This window comes from Enterococcus villorum (assembly GCF_007990225.1).
Classification (GTDB): Bacteria; Bacillota; Bacilli; order Lactobacillales; family Enterococcaceae; genus Enterococcus_B; species Enterococcus_B villorum.
In genome coordinates this window covers 32,300-54,946 of the sequence record NZ_BJWF01000012.1, presented here as the reverse complement: position 1 = coordinate 54,946, position 22,647 = coordinate 32,300, and the positions used below count along the sequence as shown (strand labels likewise).

General features: G+C 36.4%; 18 protein-coding genes. 9 read left to right on the top strand and 9 right to left on the bottom strand.

Translation table 11 applies throughout. The annotated features are described in order from the left end of the window. The first annotated feature begins 104 nt into the window (after nucleotides 1-104). Nucleotides 105-914 (top strand): hypothetical protein, encoded by an 810-nt coding sequence (locus tag EVI01_RS06440; RefSeq protein ID WP_244150176.1) that lies wholly within the window; start codon nucleotides 105-107, stop codon nucleotides 912-914. A gap of 36 nt (nucleotides 915-950) precedes the next feature. Beyond that, nucleotides 951-1,733, top strand: a complete 783-nt coding sequence (locus EVI01_RS06435) for a hypothetical protein (RefSeq protein WP_010750052.1) — start codon at nucleotides 951-953, stop codon at nucleotides 1,731-1,733. A 160-nt stretch (nucleotides 1,734-1,893) separates the two neighbouring features. Here EVI01_RS06435 and menA read toward each other — a convergent pair whose 3' ends face one another. The 3 genes from menA to pplA form a co-directional block, all read right to left on the bottom strand. Next, a complete protein-coding gene (menA, locus tag EVI01_RS06430) occupies nucleotides 1,894-2,850 on the bottom strand; it encodes a 1,4-dihydroxy-2-naphthoate polyprenyltransferase (protein WP_010750053.1) in 957 nt (318 codons plus the stop codon). 12 nt (nucleotides 2,851-2,862) lie between these two features. Then, nucleotides 2,863-3,963 carry an FAD:protein FMN transferase gene (locus EVI01_RS06425; protein ID WP_010750054.1) on the bottom strand — a complete coding sequence of 367 codons (1,101 nt, stop codon included), beginning with the start codon at nucleotides 3,961-3,963 and terminating at the stop codon, nucleotides 2,863-2,865. A gap of 131 nt (nucleotides 3,964-4,094) precedes the next feature. After that, nucleotides 4,095-5,024, bottom strand: a complete 930-nt coding sequence (pplA, locus tag EVI01_RS06420; RefSeq protein WP_010750055.1) for an extracellular electron transfer flavoprotein PplA — start codon at nucleotides 5,022-5,024, stop codon at nucleotides 4,095-4,097. A gap of 304 nt (nucleotides 5,025-5,328) precedes the next feature. On the opposite strand from pplA, the gene EVI01_RS06415 reads away from it, so the two are divergent. The 4 genes from EVI01_RS06415 (at nucleotide 5,329) to EVI01_RS06400 (ending at nucleotide 9,528) form a co-directional block, all read left to right on the top strand. Continuing rightward, the gene (locus tag EVI01_RS06415; protein WP_010750056.1) at nucleotides 5,329-7,269 is read left to right on the top strand and encodes an NAD(P)/FAD-dependent oxidoreductase; all 1,941 of its coding nucleotides are present in this window, start codon (nucleotides 5,329-5,331) and stop codon (nucleotides 7,267-7,269) included. 257 nt (nucleotides 7,270-7,526) lie between these two features. Beyond that, a complete protein-coding gene (locus tag EVI01_RS06410; RefSeq protein ID WP_010750057.1) occupies nucleotides 7,527-7,937 on the top strand; it encodes a NusG domain II-containing protein in 411 nt (136 codons plus the stop codon). A 12-nt stretch (nucleotides 7,938-7,949) separates the two neighbouring features. Further along, the gene (locus tag EVI01_RS06405; RefSeq protein ID WP_010750058.1) at nucleotides 7,950-8,516 is read left to right on the top strand and encodes a Gx transporter family protein; all 567 of its coding nucleotides are present in this window, start codon (nucleotides 7,950-7,952) and stop codon (nucleotides 8,514-8,516) included. A 22-nt stretch (nucleotides 8,517-8,538) separates the two neighbouring features. Continuing rightward, nucleotides 8,539-9,528 carry a polyprenyl synthetase family protein gene (locus EVI01_RS06400; protein ID WP_010750059.1) on the top strand — a complete coding sequence of 330 codons (990 nt, stop codon included), beginning with the start codon at nucleotides 8,539-8,541 and terminating at the stop codon, nucleotides 9,526-9,528. A gap of 120 nt (nucleotides 9,529-9,648) precedes the next feature. On the opposite strand, the gene EVI01_RS06395 is transcribed toward EVI01_RS06400, so the two are convergent. Continuing rightward, a complete protein-coding gene (locus tag EVI01_RS06395; protein ID WP_010750060.1) occupies nucleotides 9,649-10,674 on the bottom strand; it encodes a hypothetical protein in 1,026 nt (341 codons plus the stop codon). Between the two features lie 655 nt (nucleotides 10,675-11,329). Between EVI01_RS06395 and EVI01_RS13850 the strand changes: the two genes are divergently transcribed. Continuing rightward, nucleotides 11,330-11,572: a hypothetical protein gene (locus EVI01_RS13850; RefSeq protein ID WP_010750061.1), complete on the top strand. Its 243-nt coding sequence runs from the start codon at nucleotides 11,330-11,332 to the stop codon at nucleotides 11,570-11,572. Between the two features lie 562 nt (nucleotides 11,573-12,134). On the opposite strand, the gene EVI01_RS06385 is transcribed toward EVI01_RS13850, so the two are convergent. Then, nucleotides 12,135-12,596 (bottom strand): MerR family transcriptional regulator, encoded by a 462-nt coding sequence (locus EVI01_RS06385; protein ID WP_010750062.1) that lies wholly within the window; start codon nucleotides 12,594-12,596, stop codon nucleotides 12,135-12,137. Nucleotides 12,597-13,048: 452 nt separating this feature from the next. On the opposite strand from EVI01_RS06385, the gene EVI01_RS06380 reads away from it, so the two are divergent. Then, nucleotides 13,049-14,095 (top strand): zinc-binding dehydrogenase, encoded by a 1,047-nt coding sequence (locus EVI01_RS06380; RefSeq protein WP_025480568.1) that lies wholly within the window; start codon nucleotides 13,049-13,051, stop codon nucleotides 14,093-14,095. Nucleotides 14,096-14,208: 113 nt separating this feature from the next. On the opposite strand, the gene EVI01_RS06375 is transcribed toward EVI01_RS06380, so the two are convergent. The 4 genes from EVI01_RS06375 to EVI01_RS06360 all read right to left on the bottom strand — a co-directional run bounded on the left by EVI01_RS06375 (nucleotide 14,209) and on the right by EVI01_RS06360 (nucleotide 18,249). Further along, a complete protein-coding gene (locus EVI01_RS06375; protein ID WP_010750064.1) occupies nucleotides 14,209-15,171 on the bottom strand; it encodes a biotin--[acetyl-CoA-carboxylase] ligase in 963 nt (320 codons plus the stop codon). A gap of 380 nt (nucleotides 15,172-15,551) precedes the next feature. Continuing rightward, complete coding sequence (locus tag EVI01_RS06370; protein WP_010750065.1) at nucleotides 15,552-16,355, bottom strand: ABC transporter ATP-binding protein; 804 nt, start codon at nucleotides 16,353-16,355, stop codon at nucleotides 15,552-15,554. Then, a complete protein-coding gene (locus EVI01_RS06365; protein WP_010750066.1) occupies nucleotides 16,348-17,262 on the bottom strand; it encodes an ABC transporter permease in 915 nt (304 codons plus the stop codon). The genes EVI01_RS06370 and EVI01_RS06365 overlap by 8 nt, the downstream gene beginning before the upstream one ends. Nucleotides 17,263-17,280: 18 nt before the next feature. Continuing rightward, on the bottom strand, nucleotides 17,281-18,249 hold the full coding sequence (locus EVI01_RS06360) for an ABC transporter substrate-binding protein (RefSeq protein WP_010750067.1): 969 nt from the start codon (nucleotides 18,247-18,249) through the stop codon (nucleotides 17,281-17,283). Nucleotides 18,250-18,993: 744 nt separating this feature from the next. Between EVI01_RS06360 and rpoB the strand changes: the two genes are divergently transcribed. Continuing rightward, nucleotides 18,994-22,611: a DNA-directed RNA polymerase subunit beta gene (gene rpoB, locus EVI01_RS06350; protein ID WP_010750068.1), complete on the top strand. Its 3,618-nt coding sequence runs from the start codon at nucleotides 18,994-18,996 to the stop codon at nucleotides 22,609-22,611. The last annotated feature ends 36 nt before the right edge of the window (nucleotides 22,612-22,647 follow it).

Below are 22,647 nucleotides of genomic sequence, written 5' to 3'. Positions count from 1 at the left end.
AAAGAGCAACTTTATTTTTAGAAACAACTATGATCAAAAACTTTTTGGAAACTAAAACTGGCAGAAATTTTTTAATAGGGCTAGCTCTTTTTACGGTAGTAGTAGTGAGTTTACTTGGGTATTCTTTATTGACGAATAGACCCAATCAAACAACCGCTTCAGAAAAAGACAAAACTACCGAAACACAAGAGAGTAAAGAAGTCACTGGCCAATATAATGCAACAATGTATAGTGGCAAATGGTATTCAAACCGGGAAGATGAGATGACACTTGATTTAGAAAAAGATGGTACGTACCAAGCTTCTTCTTGGTTGACTGATGGCAAATATTATTTAGTTGATAATGGTGTCTTAGTGTTAGAAGGAAAAGACGGTTCAACCAGAAAACTTAAATTACAGACACGTATGGGTACGACTATTTTGTCCTTAAAAGAAGACAAGAAAGAAATTTATTTCTATCCAAATGAAGATGTGAAAGCAAAAATGGAAGCAGAAATAACGGAGCAATCAGAAGCTGCACAACAAGTGATTTCGCAAGCATGGTTAGATATTTTAAAGCAAGGGACTTGGGAAAATTCTAATTCTAAACGCACGTTTAAATTAGAATTTACAGATGATACAATCACTCAAACCAAAATAGAAGAGGGGGAAAAAGATGAAAAAATAACTTATCATTACCGTATAGTCACCATGGATCTGAATCAAGATGGCGCAATATTCACTATTCAAAAAATGGATGAAAAAGATCGCAAAGAAGAAGTATCATTTTCTGTGAAAGAAAATGGCTCGAAATATTTATTAAATGGTGACCCAGGATCGTTTAATTGGATTACGATCTATGAAAAAGAGTATCAAGATGTGACGCCAACACAAGATGGAACGACGAAAGAAGAAGCAACCAAAAAACAGACATAGCAGAATAATTACTAGATAAAGGAGGTGAAAAATGAAATGGATAATGGACCAGATAGAGAACTCGGTAAGCTTGAAGATTTGTCTAAAGCTACACCAGCTATGATCTTTAAAGGTAGTAAAAAGTTAATACAAGCTGTTACATGGTTGGTAAGAAAAGTAATCAAAGCCCGTCAAACGAAAATAGAGGAATTAAGGAAAAGTGCAGAACGAGAAGTAATAGATGAAATATCTGCAAAGATTGATGATAAAAAGCTTTTAGAGAAGACATTCAGGAAAGAACCAGAATTAAAAGAATATCTTACACCTGAACCACAAAGTATGACAAGTAAATTATGGGGCAAACTTAGTGGAAAATCACAGGAAAAAACGATTACTCATCCGAGAGAGTTAAGTAAAGCAGCCTGGAAGTTTAAACATAACCTTCTAAAACGATTAATATCACTAGACAAAACCGGTAAGATTGAAGAGATAGTAAAAAATAATCCCCAATTATCAGTCTTACTTGAAAATCCTAAGAAACCGAAAGATATGCCATTGAAAGCTGTAGATACAGATCGAAACGTTGAACAAAGACGGCCATCGAAAGCTGTAGATACAAATTTAAATATGTCAAACAATCAGCCATTGGATAAAGAAGTAAAACAAAGTAGATTTTCAGACCGTGTTCAACATGCAAAACAAAAATCTGCTCTACAGAATGAGGAATTGCGACGAGGTAATAAGGCAAGAGAGCTAGGTCTAGGATCAACAGTAACTAAGTCTGGTATGAAACCGCCAATAAAACGTCTTAATACGCCAAATGTATCATTTGGTCGTTGATATTTGTAAGATTACTGCTCTGTTTTACGATCGCAACGTATTGAATTTGTCAAAAGACTCTAAACATCAAGCTAAAATGCTCGTTGTTTAGAGTCTTTTTATTGAAACGTATACTTGCTGTTGATTTCTAAAGTTAAAACAGCGTGCACGGGTTTTCTGATTAGTTCAGGTGAGTAAAAAGAATACTAAGCAATAATCCAAAAGCGTAACTTCCATTAAATAAAATCATATTTTTGATAGCATAGCTAAAACTAATCGGTTGTGGGAGTTGTTGTTTAAATTTCTGGAGATTGTTATAGATTTTTGGCAATGTGAAAAAAGTGACAAGCACTGGCCATTGGTACACTTGGGTAAATACGCCTAACAAAATCACCAAATAACAAGTATACATGAGTAGTTGAAATAAGACGATGCCCACTGGACGACCAATGTAAAAAACCAAAGTGTACCGGTGATTTTCAATATCACGTTCTAAGTCACGAAGATTGTTTGCTAACATGATGTTGGCGATCGTAAAGACTAAAGGTAGTGAAGCCAGGATGATTGCTAGAACTACCCAAATATTGCCCTCTAAGCGAAACTGCCCACTGTGCAAGGAAAGAACTAAATCAAATACTTTTGTACTGTAGGTATTGATATAAACCACCATGGCAAAAATACCTAACCCCATCGTTACGCCACTGAAAATTTCACCTAAAGGCATTCTTGATAATGGAATAGGGCCAAAGGTATAAAAAATACCAATAAAGCAACAAACAGCCCCCATAAATAGTAATAAAATTCCTGTACGAGCAGTTAAAATTAGACCTAGTATGAGAACGAATGAAATCATGCCTAAGATCATGTTTCGAATGAGTTTTGGTGAAATTCCTGTACGACCAATGACATTCTCCTCGTATTTATAAATAGTTGAGTGCGCTTTTTGATAGTCCATATAATTATTAATTGCAGTCGTTGCTAAATCAAAAATCAGCATACCAATAAAAAACAATAAGGTGTTGAACCAATGTACTTCATGAAAAAAAGCGATAGAGAATAAAACCCCTATCGCAAAAGGAAATACACTAGCCACCTTTGTTCGTAGTTCCACTACTTCTAAAAAGATTTTTAGTGTCATGTTTCATACTCCTTATTTTAATTCAGAACGATCACCCATTGTATATTTTGAATCTTTATCTAAGACAAAGGAATCTTTAATTGGGTCGGTTACATATACTTTATTTTCCTTGGTAACAAAGATTGCTTCGGTGCCATCATTTAATTCGCTTTCGACGTAGTCCAATCCTTTTTTGACACCCATTGAAAATACTGCTGTAGATAGGCCATCACCATCAATTGATTTATCCGTAATGATTGTGACACTGGCAATGTCGTTATCAAAAGGATAGCCAGTATCAGGATCAAATAAGTGATGGTATTTTTTGCCATCTACTTCCAAGTAGCGTTCGTAGATACCTGAAGTGACTAGTGTTTTGTTTCGTTCTTTAATGGAGCCTAAAACAGAGCCACGTGCTAAGTTAGGATCTTGGATACCAACTGTCCAGTCTTGATCATTTCCTCTTGGACTATGACCTAAAACATACACATTTCCACCTAAATCAACAATAGCTGTTGTCACACCTTGTTTTTTAAGTACTTTGACGACTTCGTCAGTAATGTAACCTTTTGCAATTGCCCCAAGATCGATGATCATTCCTTTTTCTTTTAGATAAACAGTTTTATCTTGATCATTTAGCACAATTTTATGATAATCAACTAATTTTAATGCTTGATCGATTTCTTCTTGTGATGGCTTTCTCGCATCATCAAAACCGATTCGCCACAATTGAGTAATGGCGCCGATTGCCATGTCAAATCCACCTTGAGAATCTTCACTATATTCATAGGCACGCTTTAGCAATGTATAAACATCATCCGAGACCTTTACCGGTTTAATCCCCGCCTGTTGATTGACGGCATCAATTTCTGAACCAGATTGATTGATGGTGATCTTGTCTCCTAATTCTTTTACCCGAGCAAAGGCCGGTTTTAAAGCATCTTTTTTCCCTTCATCATAGATGCGGATGCGAACGTAAGTACCTAATAGAAACTGTTCATCAGAATAGGGTTCTTGTAAGATTTTGTTTGCTGTTTGACTCTGTGTTGTCGCTTCTTTTGATGAAGTGCCACAAGCGGCTAACGTCAATAAAGAGAATAAAGCAACAACGAAGAGTAATTGTTTTTTTAACATGTGTTTCCTCATTTCATTCAGAAATAAGCCGAAATACCACAAAAATTTTTCAAAGAAAATTTTTGGATATCTCGGCTTGGATCGAAAGAAACCACTTTTGCGGTCATCTTTTTTCAAATAGTTCGTTTCAATTATTTTGTTACGATATTGTCAACTTCAATTGTTTGAGTGTCGCCTTTTTCAGCTGCATTCACTAATTGTTGTGCATACATTACGAATGAATGTGAGCTGTGAGTTGCCCCCGTAACCACTTCTACGTCTGCTGGAGAACCGTCTTCTTCACCCATGGCTTTCACAAGTTCATCATTTAGTTCTGGAATGTAAGTCTCAGGTGATGTACCAGATTTAGCTTTCATATTTTTATTGTAGTCAGCATCATCTTGTTTTGATTTGCCATCTTTATCCACATAATCAAATTTTGATTCTGATACTTTTCCATCAGCTACAGTCATCTCAAATTGCACACGGTAACCGTTAGAGTAGTTCTTTTCTTCTAATTTATAAGTGCCATCTTTAAGATCTGCACCATTATCGATTTCGATTGTGTCAGTGTTTCCAGCTTGAGCTGCTTGGATCAATTGTTGAGCATAGTTTTGGAAGCTTTCTGAAGAATGAGTTGCACCAGTCACTACTTCAACACCGCTTGCGCTTTGAGCTTCGATTAATTGTTTGTTCAATTCTGGAATGAATTTTTCTGGGCTTGTACCAGCTTTATTTTCCATATTTTTGTTATAATCTGTATCTTTGGTTTTAGATTCGCCGTTTTCATTTACGTTGTCATATTTTGATTCAGTAATCTTGCCATCTTTGACAACCATTTCGAAGACAGCACGATAGCCATTAGAGTAATTTTTTTCTTCTAATTTGTAAGTGCCATCTTTTAATTCGCCACCTGCAACGACTTCTGTTGTACTTTCAGTTGTTGCACTTTCAGAAGTTTGTGTAGTTGACTCTTTAGATGAGCTATTCGAACTGCTGTTGTTATCTGCACCACAAGCGCCTAACACTAAAGCTGAAAAAGCTAATACAGCAAATCCAGTAATAAATCGGTTTTTCTTCATTTTTTACTCCCACCGTTTCCTTTTTTATTCCACAATATTCTTTGTGATCCATTATACATTCTAATATATATCAGCTATAAGTCAACCGTTTTACGTAAATAACTGATGTATTTTTAAAACCGTTTTCTTTCTGTAATTTTCGTGAAAAAATGCTTTGCAACAAATTTTTAAAAATAATGAAAATGAATTAGACAAACGAACATAACATCTATATAATGTATAAAGATTGTGTAATAGTTATCAAATGAAAACTTTTATTATAAATTTTAAAATAATAGGTTTACAAATAAGGAGCGGATGAACAGTGGCAAAGCAAAATATTGTCGTTGTAGGTGCAGGTTATGCCGGAGTGTCAGCAACAAAGTTCTTGGCAAAAAAACTGAAAAAAGAAGATGTAACAATCACTTTGATTGATCGACATTCATACCACACGATGATGACAGAACTACATGAGATTGCAGGTGGAAGGGTTGAACCAGAAGCCATTCAATATGACTTACAGCATTTATTTGCACGACAAAAAAATGTTCACTTAGTCACAGATACAGTAGTTGGTATTGATAAAGAGCAAAAGATCGTCAAAACGAAATTAGGGACTTATCCATTTGACCAGTTGATCATCGGAATGGGTGGTGAACCCAATGACTTTGGAACACCTGGCGTAAAAGAAAATGGATTTACCTTATGGTCTTTTGAAGATTCAGTAAGAATCCGTGAACATATCGAAAAAACGGTTGCAAAAGCAGCGTTAGAGCCAGATGATGCGCTACGTCAAGCGATGTTGACGTTTGTTGTGTGTGGTTCTGGATTTACTGGAATTGAAATGATCGGTGAATTAATCGATTGGAAAAATCGCTTGGCTAAAGATTATAAACTAGACCCAAGTGAAATTACCTTAATGGTTGTAGAGGCAATGCCTACGATTTTGAACATGCTTGATCGTAATGATGCCGCAAAAGCAGAGCGTTATTTGAAAAAACAACAAGTAGAATTACTGTTGAATGCGCCAATCGTTGAAGTAGCCAAAGACCATATCAAATTAAAAGACGGCCGACAAGTACCAACTCACACGTTGATTTGGACAGCTGGAGTAAAAGGAACATCTGATGCCGCTGATTTTGGATTAGAATCTGCTCGCGGTCAACGCCTAGTGGCAAATGAGTACATGCAAGCGAAGGGTTACGAAGATAAAAACATTTATATCATTGGAGACTTAGTTTTTTATGAAGAGTTTCCTGGGACACCGACACCTCAGATTGTTCAAGCAGCTGAACAAACGGGACATACAGCAGCAGCCAATATTGTCGCATCAATCAAGGGTGGAGAAAAACATAAATTTAAAGGAAACTATCAAGGATTTATGGTTTCGATTGGTGCCAAATGGGGTGTGGCTAATTTATTTGATAAGATCCATTTAAGTGGTTTCTTAGCAATTGTAATGAAACATATAGTCAATTTGAAATATTTCTTTGATATTCGTTCAGGCTATTATATGTTCCAATATATGATGCATGAGTTCTTCCACATTAAAGATGATCGAAATGTCACACGTGGTCATTCTTCACGCTATGGTAATGTATTATGGAGTGTTCCTTTACGCATATTTTATGGGTTGGTATGGTTCATCGAGGCATTCAAGAAAATCGTAGGTGATGGCGAAGTATTGAAGCCAGGAACTTGGTTTGGTGAAGGTTCTTGGTTTACTGGCAATAGTGTTTTTCCTTGGACTTGGGAGTACAATGTCACAGATGTAGCAAGTGGAGCTTCTGCGACTGGGGATGCTACAACAGCTGCTAGTGGTGCTGCAACAAGCGGTGCAGGCGAAGCAGCGACACAAGCAGCCACGCATTTCGGCTTAAGCTATGGTTATGGAGAGCAACCAATGGCTGTGATTGAAAAATCACCGGATTGGTTTACAAAAATGATGCAAGTGATCATGCCGAATAATGATGTGGCGATGTTCTTTCAAAAATTCATGGTATTCTTTGAATTTGCTTTAGCTTTAGCGTTGATTGCTGGATTATTTACATGGCTATGTAGTGCAACAACAATTGTATTAGTCGTTACTTTCTGTTTATCAGGAATGTTTTATTGGGTAAATATTTGGTTTATCTTTGTTGCATTTGCTTTGATGAACGGTTCAGGTCGTGCGATTGGATTGGATCGATGGGTTGTTCCATGGTTACAAAAAACACTAGGTAATTGGTGGTATGGTCGATCTAAATCCCGATATGGCTCAAAATAACAATTGGCTGAACCATTAAACGAAACATTTAAAAACATAGTTGCTGAGAGATTGGATAAATCGCAAGAATTGAATAAATGGTGTTCGGTTTTCCAAAAGTAACTATTCTTGGAAATAAGCCGGAATATCCTGAAAATTTGTGACATCAAATTTCGGATATTCCGGCTTATTTCTCGGAGAAAAACCCTTTTGTCACAATCCATGTTTCATGCTAAAATTGGGAAACAGCTCAGAAAAAGAAGGAGGCGTACGAAAAAATGAAAGAATTTATCAAAAAAAGTTTACTCAAACCTTGGGATATATTCATTATCGTTCTTTTGATTGCTCTTTCTTTTTTACCAGTCATCGTGTTTAGCTACCAACAAGAAAATGCTACGCCGAATAAAGAAGCAGTATTACGTGTAGATGGTAACGAAATCAAAACTTTTCCATTAGTAGCTGGAAATAAAAATTATACGTATACTTATGAAGATGCTCATGGGGATTATAATTTAATTGAAATTGATGGGGACAAAATTCGAATAAAAGAAGCAGATTGTGATGATCAAATTTGCGTAAGGCGAGGTTGGGCTTCCAAAAACGGAGAAACGATCGTCTGTTTACCACATAAATTAGTGATCGAAGTTCGATCCACAGATGGGAGTGAAGAAGACAGCTTGATTTATTAAGCCGTTCACACCATGACAAAATTACAAAAAATGATTTATATTTCTTTACTAGTCGCACAAGGGGTTATTATCGGATTAATCGAAAATATGATTCCTTATCCTTTTGCTTTTGCTCCAGGAGCAAAATTAGGGTTAGCGAATCTAATTACGATTGTAGCAATCTTTACGATGAAAAAACGAGACAGTTTCTTATTACTGTGGTTACGTTTATTTTTGACTACTTTATTAGGTGGAACGATCTCCACTTTCCTTTATAGTATGAGTGGTGCCTTACTTAGCTACATTGGGATGCTACTAGTGAAACAGTTAGGTCCTAAGAGAGTAAGTATTATTGGCATCAGTGCAACGGGGGGCTTTATGCATAATGTTGGTCAGTTAGTCATGGCTTCCTTTATTGCCCAATCATGGACGGTCATGTTATATCTACCTGTCCTGTCTTTTTTAGGTATTTTATCTGGGATTGCAATTGGCATTGCAGCGAATTATTTATTGCAACATGTGCGAACTTTACAAAATTTCCAAAGAGAATATGAAAAAGAGCAAAAAGAGAAATGGCAACCACTTTTTTTGAAAAAATAATTGTTATACAAGGGGTTTTTTTATGAAGTTACATCCAATGTGGGACGACTACCCCACTTTAAAAGATGAATTAAACGAAACATTGAAGAAGATGGAAGAAGCTGTTCGTTTAAAAAATAAACCAGTGGAACAAGCAATCAAAGAGACCATCCATGCTGGAGGAAAATTGTTGAGACCTGCTTATCAACTGCTGTTTTCCCAATTTGGACCAGAACAAGATCGAGATAAAGCGATTGCATTAGCTGCTTCAATTGAAATGCTTCATACAGCAACATTGATCCATGACGACATTGTAGACGAAGCAGATGTTCGTCGTGGAGTGCTTAATTTGCGAGGTCGTTTTGGCAATACGGTGGCTGTCTATGCGGGCGATTATTTATTTGTGTGTTGTTTCAAATTGTTGTCTAATTATGCTACTTCACTAAAAAGTATCCAAATCAATTCACGGAGTATGGAAAAAGTATTAGATGGTGAACTGGGTCAAATGGACGATCGCTACAATTATCATTTGACTGTGTCCCAATATTTAGAGAATATTTCTGGAAAAACAGCCGAACTCTTTCAATTAAGTTGTTCGGTAGGGGCTTATGAAAGTGGCATGAACGAACGCTTTTCACAAAAAGCTGGTTCCATCGGATTATCTATTGGAATGGCCTTTCAAATCATTGATGATATATTAGATTATACGAAAAAACCTGAAGAGATTGGCAAACCAGTATTAGAAGATATGCGCCAAGGTGTTTATTCTTTGCCACTGATCTATGCATTACAAACAAAACGAAAAAATGAATTAATCAACTACTTAGAAAAGAAAGAGCAATTAACACAAGCAGAAGTGGAAGCTGTCCGTGCGATTGTGACAAAAGCAAACGGCGTAGAAAAAGCCCAACATTTAGCAAAGAAATATATCGAAAAAGCCTTAAATGAAATCAATAAATTACCAGAGACAACACGACAGACAAAAGAAACATTGATTTCATTAACAGAAGCAATTTTAAAGCGAGAGAACTAAATAAAAAACGCCTTTCTTAAGTCCAAATGGTTAAGAGAGGCGTTTTTTTGTTATATGTAAGCAATGCTTATATATTTTGATAGGATAGAGGTATCTTTTATTTAGAATTATCGGGCAATTTTAGTGTACAAAATTCCTATAAACTGGAGTAGTTAACTCTAAACCTGGTAAATTTCTTTTCTTCAAATCTTGATTGATTTGTTGGCTTTGTTTTTTTACCTCTTCTTTTCTAGTTGTTAAACTTCCTTTGGTAAAAGCTCTTTTTTCTATTTCCTCTAAACAAGTGTCAACGTGTTTTATTCGAAGATTTACAGTATTTTTATCTGGGAATTTATTTATTTGATTATAAAGATCTTTTTCAGAGTTTCGCAGTGGTTGCAGGTTAGCTATTACGGTATCTAAATAAGGTTCAATGATCTTTTTGTCATAACTACTACTTGGTAAGTCATATAGAGTATTTTTCAAAAAATTAGAGAAAGTCATTTTTTTGTACTCTTCTACGTAGTGTTTTTTTTGTACAGAAATATCATCATGGTGAGCAGGTTTAAGTTCAAGGTCAAGCAGAATACGTTCAGAAGGTTTATATTCAGAACCCATATTAGGTAATATTTCCTTATTAATGTAATTCTTTATCTTGTCAAGCTTCTCAAGTTGATTTTCAATGTCCTTTATCTTAATTTCGGAAAGATGATGATGGTTATCCAAAATTAACGTGGCAATAGAATTTTTCTCCATTTCAAATTTAGCGATTTCATGATTGAAAAATGCCTTATAATCAGCTTTTATTTTTTCATTCTTTTGTTCTGTATTTATTAGAAATGTATGGACAGCGTTTAAATCTTTTCGTTTTTCTTTAAGATGTTTTAAACGTGCATCATCATTAGGAAACTTCTCTTCTAGTTCTTTCATTGATAAAACATCTAAACTTTTACTACGTTCAGAAGATGGCATGTCAACGAGTTTTTTGAATATCTGTGCTGAAGACTGACTAATACTGGGTTCATTTGGTGATATTTTAAGGTGAGTTGTCAAGCCTTCTGTTTTTATTTGTGGGGCATTCTTTTTAAATTTGAGAGATCGCAACCAACGAATTGGTCTTAGTAAAAAATGTGTGTGTGTTTTTGGCTGTTGCAATGTTTTGGGCATATTGTTTCTCCTTAGTTTATTTTTATTTTGTGGACATGTTTACGATAGCACATTTTACTGGTAAGTCGTGCTCTATTTTTTCTTTGAAAAGAAATTAATGTTTATGTATAAATCCAATTCTTTGATGTCTCTAGAAGACTAGAAAGAAGTTCTGTATGGTTAATCCAATAAGAATAAATGTGTGCTACTTTTTTTTCTTTTTAAGAAAAAAATAGTTGTCAACGTGATTTGATAAGCAAGTATGCTAGTAATAGATGTCCGTAAATTTTATGAGTAGTTAGTATAGAGAAAATAGCTCTATTCATAAAATTTTACTACATAACTGTAAGAAACATCCTATACATAGCTTTTGAGATATGCAAGTATAGATACGATCAGCAACAAAAAAGGAGGGAGCAGACCATCACTATGAATGGACGACCAATTGTTTTGGGGGAAACGATTGGTCATCCAAAAAAATGAAAAAAGCGATTTTCTATTTAGAAAATTGTTTTTTTTTATAAAAAAATAGAAATAGCAAGATTTGATTGTAGTCATGGAAATAATGATTTTCGTGCCATTCTTTCCTTATTTTAAAAATTATTGTTCTTAATATGATAAAAAGACATGCTATATTTACTAATAGTAGAAATCTAATTAGAAAGGAAGTTTTTATTTGAAGAAGCGATTAACAACTGACCTAACGAGAGTAGATGTGAACAAAATTTTGACTCGTATTATCAGTAAAAAAAATCATTTTTCTTTTGAAGATATTGAAAAAGAATGCCAAAAAACTTTGACAACAGCGGATAAATTTTTGATAAGGTCTTTGGTTGTCAAAAAATTTAAACTGGATGTAGAATATCTTTCATCCAATCAACTAAAATTTTACAGATCAAACAATAAAATTTGTTTATAAAACATTGCTGTTTTTTTTACATATGTATAAAGTTGCAACGCTATACAAAATAATTATTAGATAAAAAAATAAGATAAGATAAAATCAGAGAAAAATAGAAAGGAGTGGAATGGAAAAAAGGGTTGTTGCATAAAAAATTGATGAAATAAGTTAAATCGTTTAGGGGAAAACAATTTAACGAAATGTAATTTGTGGGGAGAAGCGAGTAGAAATAGGTATTAAGAAATGCTACTGGAAGAATAATGTGCGATCAACAAAAGCTATTGGTAAAAATTCCATAGATTAGATTGATAGTACAATTGCATAAAAAAGCACATAGATAGTTTAGAAAATTGTGTAGTTTTTTATTATAAACAGCAATAGCACATAGAATAATCATATTTCATTTTTATATCTCGCTAAATGAAGGGGACAGAACATATTTTAGGAAAACAGATAAAAAAGGAACCACCATTGATGATAAAAGAGAGTAAGAAGATAATCAGATTTTTTCTGACTATTTTCTACTCTCTTTTACTATTGCAAATATTGTGAAAACCAATAAAAAATAATCAATCGTTTTTTAGGAATTGTGAAACTCTATAAGTTTTTTTTTCGTTTTTAACATCTGTTTAGGAACCTCATCCTCTGCGAGTGTATCATGTATGGCACAAGTGCCAGCATCTTTGGCTGTTTCATAATACCAAGTTTTGTATTTGACCACATCTAAAACTTCTTGTAATTCAGAAAGTTGTTTTTCCAGTTCAATTTGCCGTTCTTTGAACATATGTAGCCGATCTTCAATGGTTGCATCTCCTTGCATCGTCCATTCTACAAAAGATTTGATGTCTTTGATTGATAAACCTGCATGTTTTAAACATTTGATAATATAGATAAATTCTAAATCTGATTCTTTGAACAATCGCGTGCCGATACTATTGGAACTGCGCTCCACGAAATCAAATAGTCCTTCACGAGCATAATAGCGTAGTGTATAAGGCGTGAGGCCAGTCTTTTTGGCCACTTCATGAATGGTTAAATACATTTTTTCTCCTTCTTTTGTTGTAAATATTTGACTGATAGTTAACTATCAGGTTTAAGCTTAATATAAAGTTTAATCAATAAAGTGTCAACGAGCCATTTATGTTTGTTTATTAAAAAAGGATACATCGTTCAAGTTGCTTATTGAACTCAAACAAATGGTTAGATGACAAGGAGGGATGCTTGTTTCTTTGACATAAATAAATGAATAACAATCATAAGAACAAAGAATGGTTATTATGACGAATTATCCAATTAGTTAAGCTGGATCTTGCTGACTGAAATCATAAAGTCTTTTAAATAGAAATGGGTTTTGCTATTTAGATAATGATGTTTCGCATGAAAGCTGAATTGTATAAAACAATCGGCAAGCAAATTGAAAAAAAGATGATGAAAGGAATTGGACGTGAATCACTGATTAAACATAGAGATTTATTCGTTCATGGTACGATAATGATGAGAACTGCAATTTTTGAAAAAGCTGGTTTAGTAACTGTTCAAGAAGTAGAAAAGCCTAGATTGCAAGCGGAGGATGATGTCATCATCAAAGTAGTACGTGCTTGTGTCTGTGGATCTGATCTTTGGTCTTACGCTCATGGAGATAACAAAGAAGCACACTCTATCAATGATGGACATGAAGCGCTTGGGATTGTTGAAGAAATTGGTTCTGCGATCACGACTGTAAAACCTGGTGATTTTGTGATCGTCCCATTCACACATGGTTGTGGAGAATGTGATGCCTGTCGTGCAGGATTTGATGGAACTTGTGACCGTCATAAAGGAAGGACAAATTGGTCTAAAGGATTTCAATCAGAATATATTCGTTTTCATTATGCAAATTGGGCGTTAATCAAAATTCCTGGTCAACCTTCTGATTATACGGAAGGAATGATCAAATCACTGTTAACCTTGGCTGATGTGATGCCAACCGGTTATCATGCAGCACGCTGTGCGAATGTTCAAAGGGGCGATAAAGTAGTGGTAATCGGTGATGGTGCGGTCGGTCAGTGTGCAGTGATTGCCGCAAAAATGCGTGGGGCTTCTCAAATTGTTTTGATGAGTCGGCATAAAGACCGCCAAGAAATGGCACTTCAATCAGGAGCGACGGCTATCGTAGCCGAACGTGGAGAAGAGGGAATAACAAAAGTTCGTGAAATTCTTGGTGGAGGGGCGGATGCTGCTCTTGAATGTGTCGGGACAGAAGCGGCGATTGAACAAGCAATTGGTGTGCTTCATAATGGAGGGCGCATTGGCTATGTTGGGGTTCCTCATTACAATAAGCGACCACTAGGTTCAACGTTTGCTCAAAATATTTCTGTGGCAGGGGGTTCTGCTTCTGTGACCACTTATGATAAACAATTTCTTCTTAAAGCTGTTCTTGATGGTGACATCAATCCAGGACGTGTGTTCACTCAAACATATGACCTACATGCGATTAATCAAGCTTACGAAGACATGCAAGAACGTAAGACGATTAAGTCAATGGTTGTCGTGTCTAATTGATTGTTTGGGCTTATATCAAAGAGACCAGCAGATTTAACACTTTTATAAACAAAAAAAGTGTGGGCAGTGATCAGATAAAAACTGATCATTTCCCACTTTTTTGATTCAAATGATTATTCAATGGAATTTAAACTGATTTCGCCAGAAGACAGGGGAATGGTTTGTTCACCTATACGGACGATTAATTCACCATGATCTCCGATTTTTTCAGCCATGCCTGTATAGAGCTGTCCTTTTTGATGAAAACTCACTTTTTTTCCTAAAACAAAAGATTGTTCCCGATAAAGTGTCAGATAATCGTTGGTTGTTTCTGAAAGATACAGAAAGAAATTTTTCCAAATTTGACTAATCAACTGATTGCGTGTGATTGTCTTTTGCCCATCTGGAAAAAGAGAAGATGCTTTATGTTGGATCTCCTCTGGAAAATACTTTTGAGGAATTGAAAAATTCAGCCCGATGCCAATGATGATTGAGCTGATACCGCCACTTTCCATATCACTGATTGCTTCAGATAAAATCCCACTAATTTTCTTTCCATTCAAGTAAATATCATTCACCCATTTGATTGAAGATTCTTTTCCAGTTAACTCTTTTATTGCTTTCACGCAAGCACTAGCAGCGATAATTGTATACTGTGGTAATTCATCAAATCGTTTTTGAGGATGAATTAATAAACTCATGTAGATTCCCTGACCAGGTGCTGCAAAAAAAGGACGCCCAAATCGCCCATGGGCTTGTTCTTGCGTATCAGCGATAAATAGAGCGGGACCTATTCCTTTGGTCGCAGCAAGTTTTGCATCTGTCATAGTAGATTCTGAACGGTCTAGAACAACAACCTTTAAATTTGATTCAAAAGGGAGTAACTCTTGACGAATTTCTTTGGCGTCTAACACATCAGATGGCAAGTAACGATAACCTTTGGCTTGATGCTCAAAACGATAACCTATTTTTTCTAACTCTTTAATGGCTTTCCAAATGCTTGTTCGGGAAACTTGTAGTTGTTGGGCTATTTTTTCTCCTGAAAGAAAATCAGGTGATTCCTTTAATAGTTGGAGTACTTTATCTTTTGTCGTCATCTATTGCAACTCCTTTCAATAGTATTGTATCAATAAGTCCAACAAAGTAAATTAAGAAAATTTTCAAATAAAAATAGAGTAGAAAAATCTACTCTAAAAAAGTTATTTTTGGAAGTCCCACTGTTGAGATTACAACAGAGCTATTTTTCCCTGCTCGCTTTCAGTACTTGCTGAAGTCTAACCTTTTTACAGCCTATTTGAACTATACCCAAAAGCTAATCTTTGACTTATTGCTCAGGTCAAAGCGCTTCTGTCACAACCTATCCACGGTGTTCATCAAGCAACTCCTCAACAATAAGCAAAGATTTTCCAAAATATGAAAAGCTATTTTAGAAAATCATTGCTTATTTGCTCGGAGCTGATCGCTTGATTCACAACCTTTAACTTAACAGTACTTGGTCATCTTTTAGGATGGTTCCGCTGTTTTGTTTGAACATTTCCAATAAATGTGGGACGGTTAAATGTTGCTTTTCTTCGTGTGGAATGTCTACTACGATTTGACCTTGATGTAACATGATCAAGCGATTGCCATAGTGGATGGCGTCTTCCATATCGTGGGTGACCATGAAGGCGGTTAGTTGTTGCTCATTGATCAATTTTTCAGTGAGTTCCATAACTGTTTTTGAAGTGGCTGGATCAAGTGCCGCAGTATGTTCGTCTAGTAAAATTAATTCAGGTCTTTGTAAAGTTGCCATGAGTAGTGTAATGGCTTGTCGTTGCCCACCAGAAAGTAACCCGATTTCTGGTGTCAAACGATTTTCTAAACCAAGATTCAGACGAGCCAACTGTTCTTTAAAAAAGGTGCGATCTTGTGGTTTGACGCCTCGGAAAAAGCCTCGTTTTTTTCCGCGTTTCATTGCTAAAGCTAAATTTTCTTCGACGGTCAAACGAACGGCTGTGCCTAATTTAGGGTCTTGAAAAACACGACTAATATCTTTTGAACGAGCGACAACTGATTTTTTGGTGATTTCTTTTCCATTTAATAAGATATGACCTTGATCAACTGGAAAAGAACCAGCGATACTGTTTAGCAAAGTGGATTTACCGGCACCATTACCCCCGATGATTGTCACGAAATCTCCTTGTTTTAAGGTAAGATTAATCCCTTTTAACACATGGTTTTCATTGATTGTTCCTTTTTCAAAGGTATGATGAATGGATTGAAGTGTTAAGACATCACTCATTTGCGGGACCTCCTGTTACTTTTTTGCGAGCAGGTAATTTTAATTTTTGTTGGACTTGTGGCAAAGATAGACAGATGACCAACACAAGCGCAGAGGCTAATTTTGAATCGCTTGGTTGTACGTTTAATTCAAAAACTAATGCTAAAATAAAACGATAAATCACCGCACCTAAAATAATAGTCAATAGGCGCAGTAGCAGTGATTGGTTTCTAAAGAGTACTTCAGCAATAATAATCGATGCCAAACCAATAACGATTGTACCAATCCCAGAGTTTAAATCCGCAAAACCATTATTTTGTGCAAGTAAAGATCCTGCTAAAGCGATGCACCCATTTGAAATCATGTAACCGATAATTTTCATTGTATCCGTATTGATTCCGTTTGCTTCACTCATTGCTAAATTGTCACCGGTGGCATGGATCGCAAGTCCAGTTTCTGTTCTCAAAAATAAAACAAGTAGGACGACAACAACTAAAGCGACAATTAAACCAATAATTAAAACGACATTTACTTTGGAAAGTCCCGTTGATTCCAATAAAGTGAAAACTGTTTTTTGTCCTAATAAAGAAATATTAGGCGCCCCCATTACCCGTGAAGTGACTGAATAAAGACCAGTCATTGTAATAATTCCGGCTAAAAGTGCAGGGATCTTAAGTTTCGTATGAAGTAACCCCGAAACAAGACCTGCTAAAGCACCTCCTAAAAAGCCTAGCAGGCAAGCAACAAATGGATTGATCCCCTTAGAGATGGTCATAGCAGCAATGCCAGCACCTAAAGGAAAACTTCCTTCAGCAGTTAGATCAGCGATATCTAAAATACGGAAAGTAAGAAATACGCCGATGGCAAGCAATGCCCAAAGGACACCTTGTGAAGCAGAAGATAAAAAGATACTAATAATATTTGTCATGATAATCCTCCATTAAAATTATTCCGCTTCTTTGATCGTTGATGGGTCGATCCCAATTGCTTTTGCCATCTCTTCATTGACATATAATGAAAGATCATCAGCGGTTTCGACAGGAAGTTCACTTGGCTTTTTCCCATCTAGAATTTTAGCTGCCATCTTACCAGTTTGTTTTCCTAATTCCTCATAATCAATTCCAACCGTTGCTAAACCGCCTTCTTTGACTTGATCAACTGAACCAGCAACGATCGGTGTCTTTGTTTCCTTCGCTACTTCACCGATGACACTTGCTGCACTCGCAAATGTATTATCAGTTGGAATGTAGATTCCATCGACATCTTTTGCCAAGCTTTTCGTGACTTGTTGAACATCATTTGTTGAATTAGCAGTTAACACTTTGACTTTTACACCTGCTTTTTTTAATGCTTTTTCGGCTAAATCACCTTGGATTTTAGAGTTTGCTTCACCGTTGTTGTACATGATGCCGATTGTTTTAGCGTTGGGAACGATACGTAATAATAAATCTATTTGTTTTTCAATTGGCACCATATCCGTTGTACCCGTCACATTTCCTCCGGGTTTTTCATTCGAAGTGACTAAATGAGCTTTTTCTAAATCAGTCACCGCAGTTACCGTGATCGGAATCGTCGTTGTTTCATTTAACAGAGATTGTGCAGCAGGAGTAGCAATTCCTAATAATAGATCGGGCTGTTCTTTTACTAGTTTTTCACTCATACTTTTGAGATTATCTTGATTGTTTTGTGCATTTTGATAAACGATCTTTAAATTATCGCCTTCTTTGTAGCCATTTTCTGCCAATCCTTCTTTAAATCCTTTGTAACTGGCATCAAGTGAATTGTGTTGAACAAGTTGCAATACGCCGATTGTTTTCATGTCCGCTGATTTCTCAGTGGAGTTCCCAGCAGAACCACATCCTCCAAGTGCGAATAATAATGTTGCGCCTAACCCTAGTAATAATTGTTTTTTCATTTATTTTTCCTCCTTCAATTTTGAAAACAAAAAATCCATTTAGACAAAACGTCTAAATGGATTCAGTCATCGAAAGAAGTTAAAGTAAGAAACTTTGTTTACTTTGTCCTTTTTCGCTTAGCCACTTAGCGTTATGTCTACGTGGCCTTTGCGTAATACAAAGTTCTTTAGCCATCATAGATACAAACCGAATGTTTGGTGTTTGCATCCATAACTATGAATACAAACCTATCTAAAGTAGCTAAAGTAAAAGTTATTCAATTGTGTCGGTGTCAGTTGATTGTTTTTTATTCGCATAAAGAGTTCCTCCACAAATTGTTTACTTCCTTAAGTATAGCGAAAGAGCAAATAAAGTGTCAAGAATAAATTTCAGAAAATTCCCAAAAAACTTAAAATTTAGAAAGACACATTATAGTAAGAAAAATTTAAGAAAAAGCGAGGAAAAGTGAAATGAAACGCCAGGAAGTGTTGACTTTTGTAAAAAAAGAGTGTAATATATGAAGTTGCAAAAACTATCTGATGAAGTAAAGGCAGAAACGAAATATTGTCCGTTTCGGCTTTAATATAAGGAAACAAAAATAGAAGCGCATGGAGAAATGGTTCAAATGGATGCTCTATTTTTGGTTTTTTTTTGCCTAAAAGCCGCAAAAAATGTCTGTTGTTACTTAAATATAATATTTTTAATATTATTGTAACAATTGATCGGGTAGTCTTTTTGAATGACATTTTAGAGGGGTGAAGAGCTTGGCTGGACACGTAGTAAAATACGGAAAACATCGCGAACGTAGAAGTTTCGCACGAATCAGTGAAGTGTTGGAATTACCAAATTTGATCGAAATTCAAACAGACTCTTACCAATGGTTCTTAGATGAAGGACTTAGAGAAATGTTTGAAGACATTTTGCCAATCGATGACTTTAATGGCAATCTATCTTTGGAATTTGTGGATTATGAATTGAAAGAACCTAAGTATACTGTAGCAGAAGCACGCGCACATGACGCAAATTACTCTGCGCCCTTACATGTTACTTTACGACTAACAAACCGTGAGACAGGTGAAATCAAAGCACAAGAAGTGTTCTTTGGTGATTTCCCATTAATGACGGAACAAGGAACGTTCATCATCAACGGAGCGGAACGAGTAATCGTTTCTCAGTTGGTTCGTTCACCAGGCGTTTACTTCCATGGTAAAGTAGACAAAAACGGAAAAGAAGGATTCGGTTCAACCGTCATTCCTAACCGTGGCGCATGGCTAGAAATGGAAACAGATGCAAAAGATATCTCATATGTACGTATAGATCGTACACGTAAGATTCCATTAACTGTTTTAGTTCGTGCATTAGGTTTTGGTTCAGATGATACCATCTTTGAAATTTTTGGTGACAGCGAAACATTACGTAATACAATTGAAAAAGATTTACACAAAAATGCGAGCGACTCAAGAACAGAAGAAGGTTTGAAAGACGTCTACGAACGGTTACGTCCAGGCGAGCCTAAAACAGCAGATAGCTCTCGTAACTTATTAAATGCTCGTTTCTTCGATCCAAAACGTTATGATTTAGCAAACGTTGGTCGTTACAAAGTAAATAAAAAATTAGACTTGAAAACTCGTCTATTGAACTTAACTTTGGCAGAAACATTGGTTGACCCAGAAACTGGTGAAATCATTATTGAAAAAGGAACCGTGTTAACTCATCAAGTGATGGAAACATTAGCACCTTTCCTTGAAAATGGCTTAAATTCAGTGACTTACTATCCATCAGAAGACGGTGTAGTTACTGATCCAATGACTGTTCAAGTAATCAAAGTCTTTTCACCAAAAGATCCAGAACGTGAAGTCAACGTTATTGGTAATGGTTATCCAGAAGCAGCCGTGAAAACAGTCCGTCCAGCAGACATCATTGCTTCAATGAGTTATTTCTTGAACTTGATGGAAGGTATCGGCAATGTGGATGATATTGATCACTTAGGTAACCGTCGTATTCGTTCAGTTGGGGAACTTTTACAAAACCAATTCCGTATTGGGTTAGCTCGTATGGAACGTGTGGTGCGTGAAAGAATGTCCATTCAAGATACAGAAACATTAACACCTCAACAATTGATCAATATCCGTCCAGTTGTTGCAAGTATCAAAGAATTCTTTGGCTCTTCTCAGTTGTCACAGTTCATGGACCAAACGAATCCTCTCGGTGAGTTGACGCACAAACGCCGTCTTTCAGCCTTAGGGCCTGGTGGATTAACACGTGACCGTGCCGGCTACGAAGTTCGTGACGTTCACTATTCTCACTATGGCCGTATGTGTCCGATTGAAACACCTGAAGGACCAAATATTGGGTTGATCAATAGTTTGTCAAGTTATGCAAAAGTAAATAAATTTGGTTTTATTGAAACACCATACCGTCGTGTGGATCGTGAAACAGGTCGTGTGACAGACCAAATCGATTATTTAACTGCAGACATCGAAGACCATTATATTGTTGCCCAAGCAAACAGCTTGTTGAACGAAGATGGAACGTTTGCTGAAGAAGTTGTCATGGCTCGTGCTCAAAGTGAGAACTTAGAAGTTTCAATCGATAAAGTAGATTACATGGACGTTTCTCCTAAACAAGTAGTTGCGGTTGCGACAGCATGTATTCCTTTCTTGGAAAACGATGACTCGAACCGTGCCTTGATGGGTGCAAACATGCAACGTCAAGCAGTGCCGTTAATCAATCCACAAGCACCATGGGTTGGTACTGGTATGGAATACAAATCTGCTCATGACTCAGGAGCTGCTTTATTATGTAAACATGATGGAGTCGTTGAATTTGTTGATGCCTCTGAAATTCGTGTTCGTCGTGACAACGGAGCACTAGATAAATATGCGGTCACAAAATTCCGTCGTTCAAACTCAGGAACAAGTTACAACCAACGCCCAATCGTTCACTTAGGTGAAAAAGTCGAAAAAGGTGATACATTAGCTGATGGTCCTTCTATGGAACAAGGTGAAATGGCACTAGGACAAAATGTTTTAGTTGGATTTATGACTTGGGAAGGTTACAACTACGAAGATGCGATCATCATGAGCCGTCGTTTGGTAAAAGATGACGTTTATACATCTATTCATATTGAAGAGTATGAATCAGAAGCTCGTGATACAAAATTAGGGCCAGAAGAAATCACTCGTGAAATCCCTAATGTTGGGGAAGATGCGTTAAAAGATTTAGATGAAATGGGAATTATCCGGATTGGTGCGGAAGTGCAAGATGGTGACTTACTGGTTGGTAAAGTGACACCAAAAGGGGTAACTGAATTATCAGCTGAAGAACGTCTATTACATGCTATTTTTGGTGAAAAAGCTCGTGAAGTTCGTGATACTTCACTCCGTGTACCGCATGGTGGCGGCGGAATCGTTCATGACGTGAAAATCTTTACTCGTGAAGCAGGAGACGAATTATCACCAGGCGTAAACATGTTAGTACGTGTTTATATTGTTCAAAAACGTAAGATCCATGAAGGTGATAAAATGGCTGGTCGTCACGGAAATAAAGGGGTTGTATCCCGTATTATGCCGGAAGAAGATATGCCATTCTTACCAGATGGAACACCGATTGATATCATGTTGAATCCTTTAGGGGTACCATCTCGTATGAATATCGGACAAGTATTGGAATTACACTTAGGAATGGCTGCTCGTCAGTTAGGTATCCACGTGGCAACACCAGTATTTGATGGCGCAAGCGATGAAGATGTATGGGAAACCGTTCGTGAAGCTGGTATGGCTAGTGACGCGAAAACTATCCTTTATGATGGTCGTACTGGAGAACCATTTGATGGACGTGTGTCAGTTGGTGTCATGTATATGATCAAACTAGCCCACATGGTTGATGATAAATTGCATGCTCGTTCAATTGGACCTTACTCATTGGTTACACAACAACCGTTGGGTGGTAAAGCGCAATTTGGTGGACAACGTTTTGGGGAAATGGAAGTTTGGGCACTGGAAGCTTACGGTGCAGCTTATACCCTACAAGAAATTTTGACATACAAATCAGATGACGTTGTTGGTCGTGTGAAAACTTATGAAGCGATCGTTAAAGGTGAACCAATTCCAAAACCAGGTGTACCTGAATCATTCCGAGTATTAGTAAAAGAATTGCAATCACTAGGATTGGATATGCGCGTCTTAGATATCAAAGATACTGAAATCGAACTCCGTGATATGGATGACGAAGACGATGATTTGATCACCGTTGATGCTTTGACAAAATTTGCGGAACAGCAAACTGCCAAAGAACTAGAAAAGAAAGCGGCTGAACAAGTAGAAGATGAACGACAAGATATCATCCAAAACTTTGAAACTGCAGAAGATAATTTAGACTAATCCGGTCTATGAACTGTGAGGCGGTCGATGATCAGC

Excerpts from the sequence above, each read along its gene's own strand:
- EVI01_RS06375 (WP_010750064.1), bottom strand. The coding sequence starts at position 15,171 with ATGACGACAAAAGATAAAGTACTCCAACTATTAAAGGAATCACCTGAT.
- EVI01_RS06405 (WP_010750058.1), top strand. The coding sequence starts at position 7,950 with ATGACAAAATTACAAAAAATGATTTATATTTCTTTACTAGTCGCACAA.
- EVI01_RS06385 (WP_010750062.1), bottom strand. The coding sequence starts at position 12,596 with ATGTATTTAACCATTCATGAAGTGGCCAAAAAGACTGGCCTCACGCCT.
- EVI01_RS06365 (WP_010750066.1), bottom strand. The coding sequence starts at position 17,262 with ATGACAAATATTATTAGTATCTTTTTATCTTCTGCTTCACAAGGTGTC.
- EVI01_RS06380 (WP_025480568.1), top strand. The coding sequence starts at position 13,049 with ATGAGAACTGCAATTTTTGAAAAAGCTGGTTTAGTAACTGTTCAAGAA.
- EVI01_RS06425 (WP_010750054.1), bottom strand. The coding sequence starts at position 3,963 with ATGTTAAAAAAACAATTACTCTTCGTTGTTGCTTTATTCTCTTTATTG.
- EVI01_RS06435 (WP_010750052.1), top strand. The coding sequence starts at position 951 with ATGGATAATGGACCAGATAGAGAACTCGGTAAGCTTGAAGATTTGTCT.
- EVI01_RS06395 (WP_010750060.1), bottom strand. The coding sequence starts at position 10,674 with ATGCCCAAAACATTGCAACAGCCAAAAACACACACACATTTTTTACTA.
- EVI01_RS06370 (WP_010750065.1), bottom strand. The coding sequence starts at position 16,355 with ATGAGTGATGTCTTAACACTTCAATCCATTCATCATACCTTTGAAAAA.
- pplA (WP_010750055.1), bottom strand. The coding sequence starts at position 5,024 with ATGAAGAAAAACCGATTTATTACTGGATTTGCTGTATTAGCTTTTTCA.
- EVI01_RS06360 (WP_010750067.1), bottom strand. The coding sequence starts at position 18,249 with ATGAAAAAACAATTATTACTAGGGTTAGGCGCAACATTATTATTCGCA.
- EVI01_RS06410 (WP_010750057.1), top strand. The coding sequence starts at position 7,527 with ATGAAAGAATTTATCAAAAAAAGTTTACTCAAACCTTGGGATATATTC.
- EVI01_RS06400 (WP_010750059.1), top strand. The coding sequence starts at position 8,539 with ATGAAGTTACATCCAATGTGGGACGACTACCCCACTTTAAAAGATGAA.
- menA (WP_010750053.1), bottom strand. The coding sequence starts at position 2,850 with ATGACACTAAAAATCTTTTTAGAAGTAGTGGAACTACGAACAAAGGTG.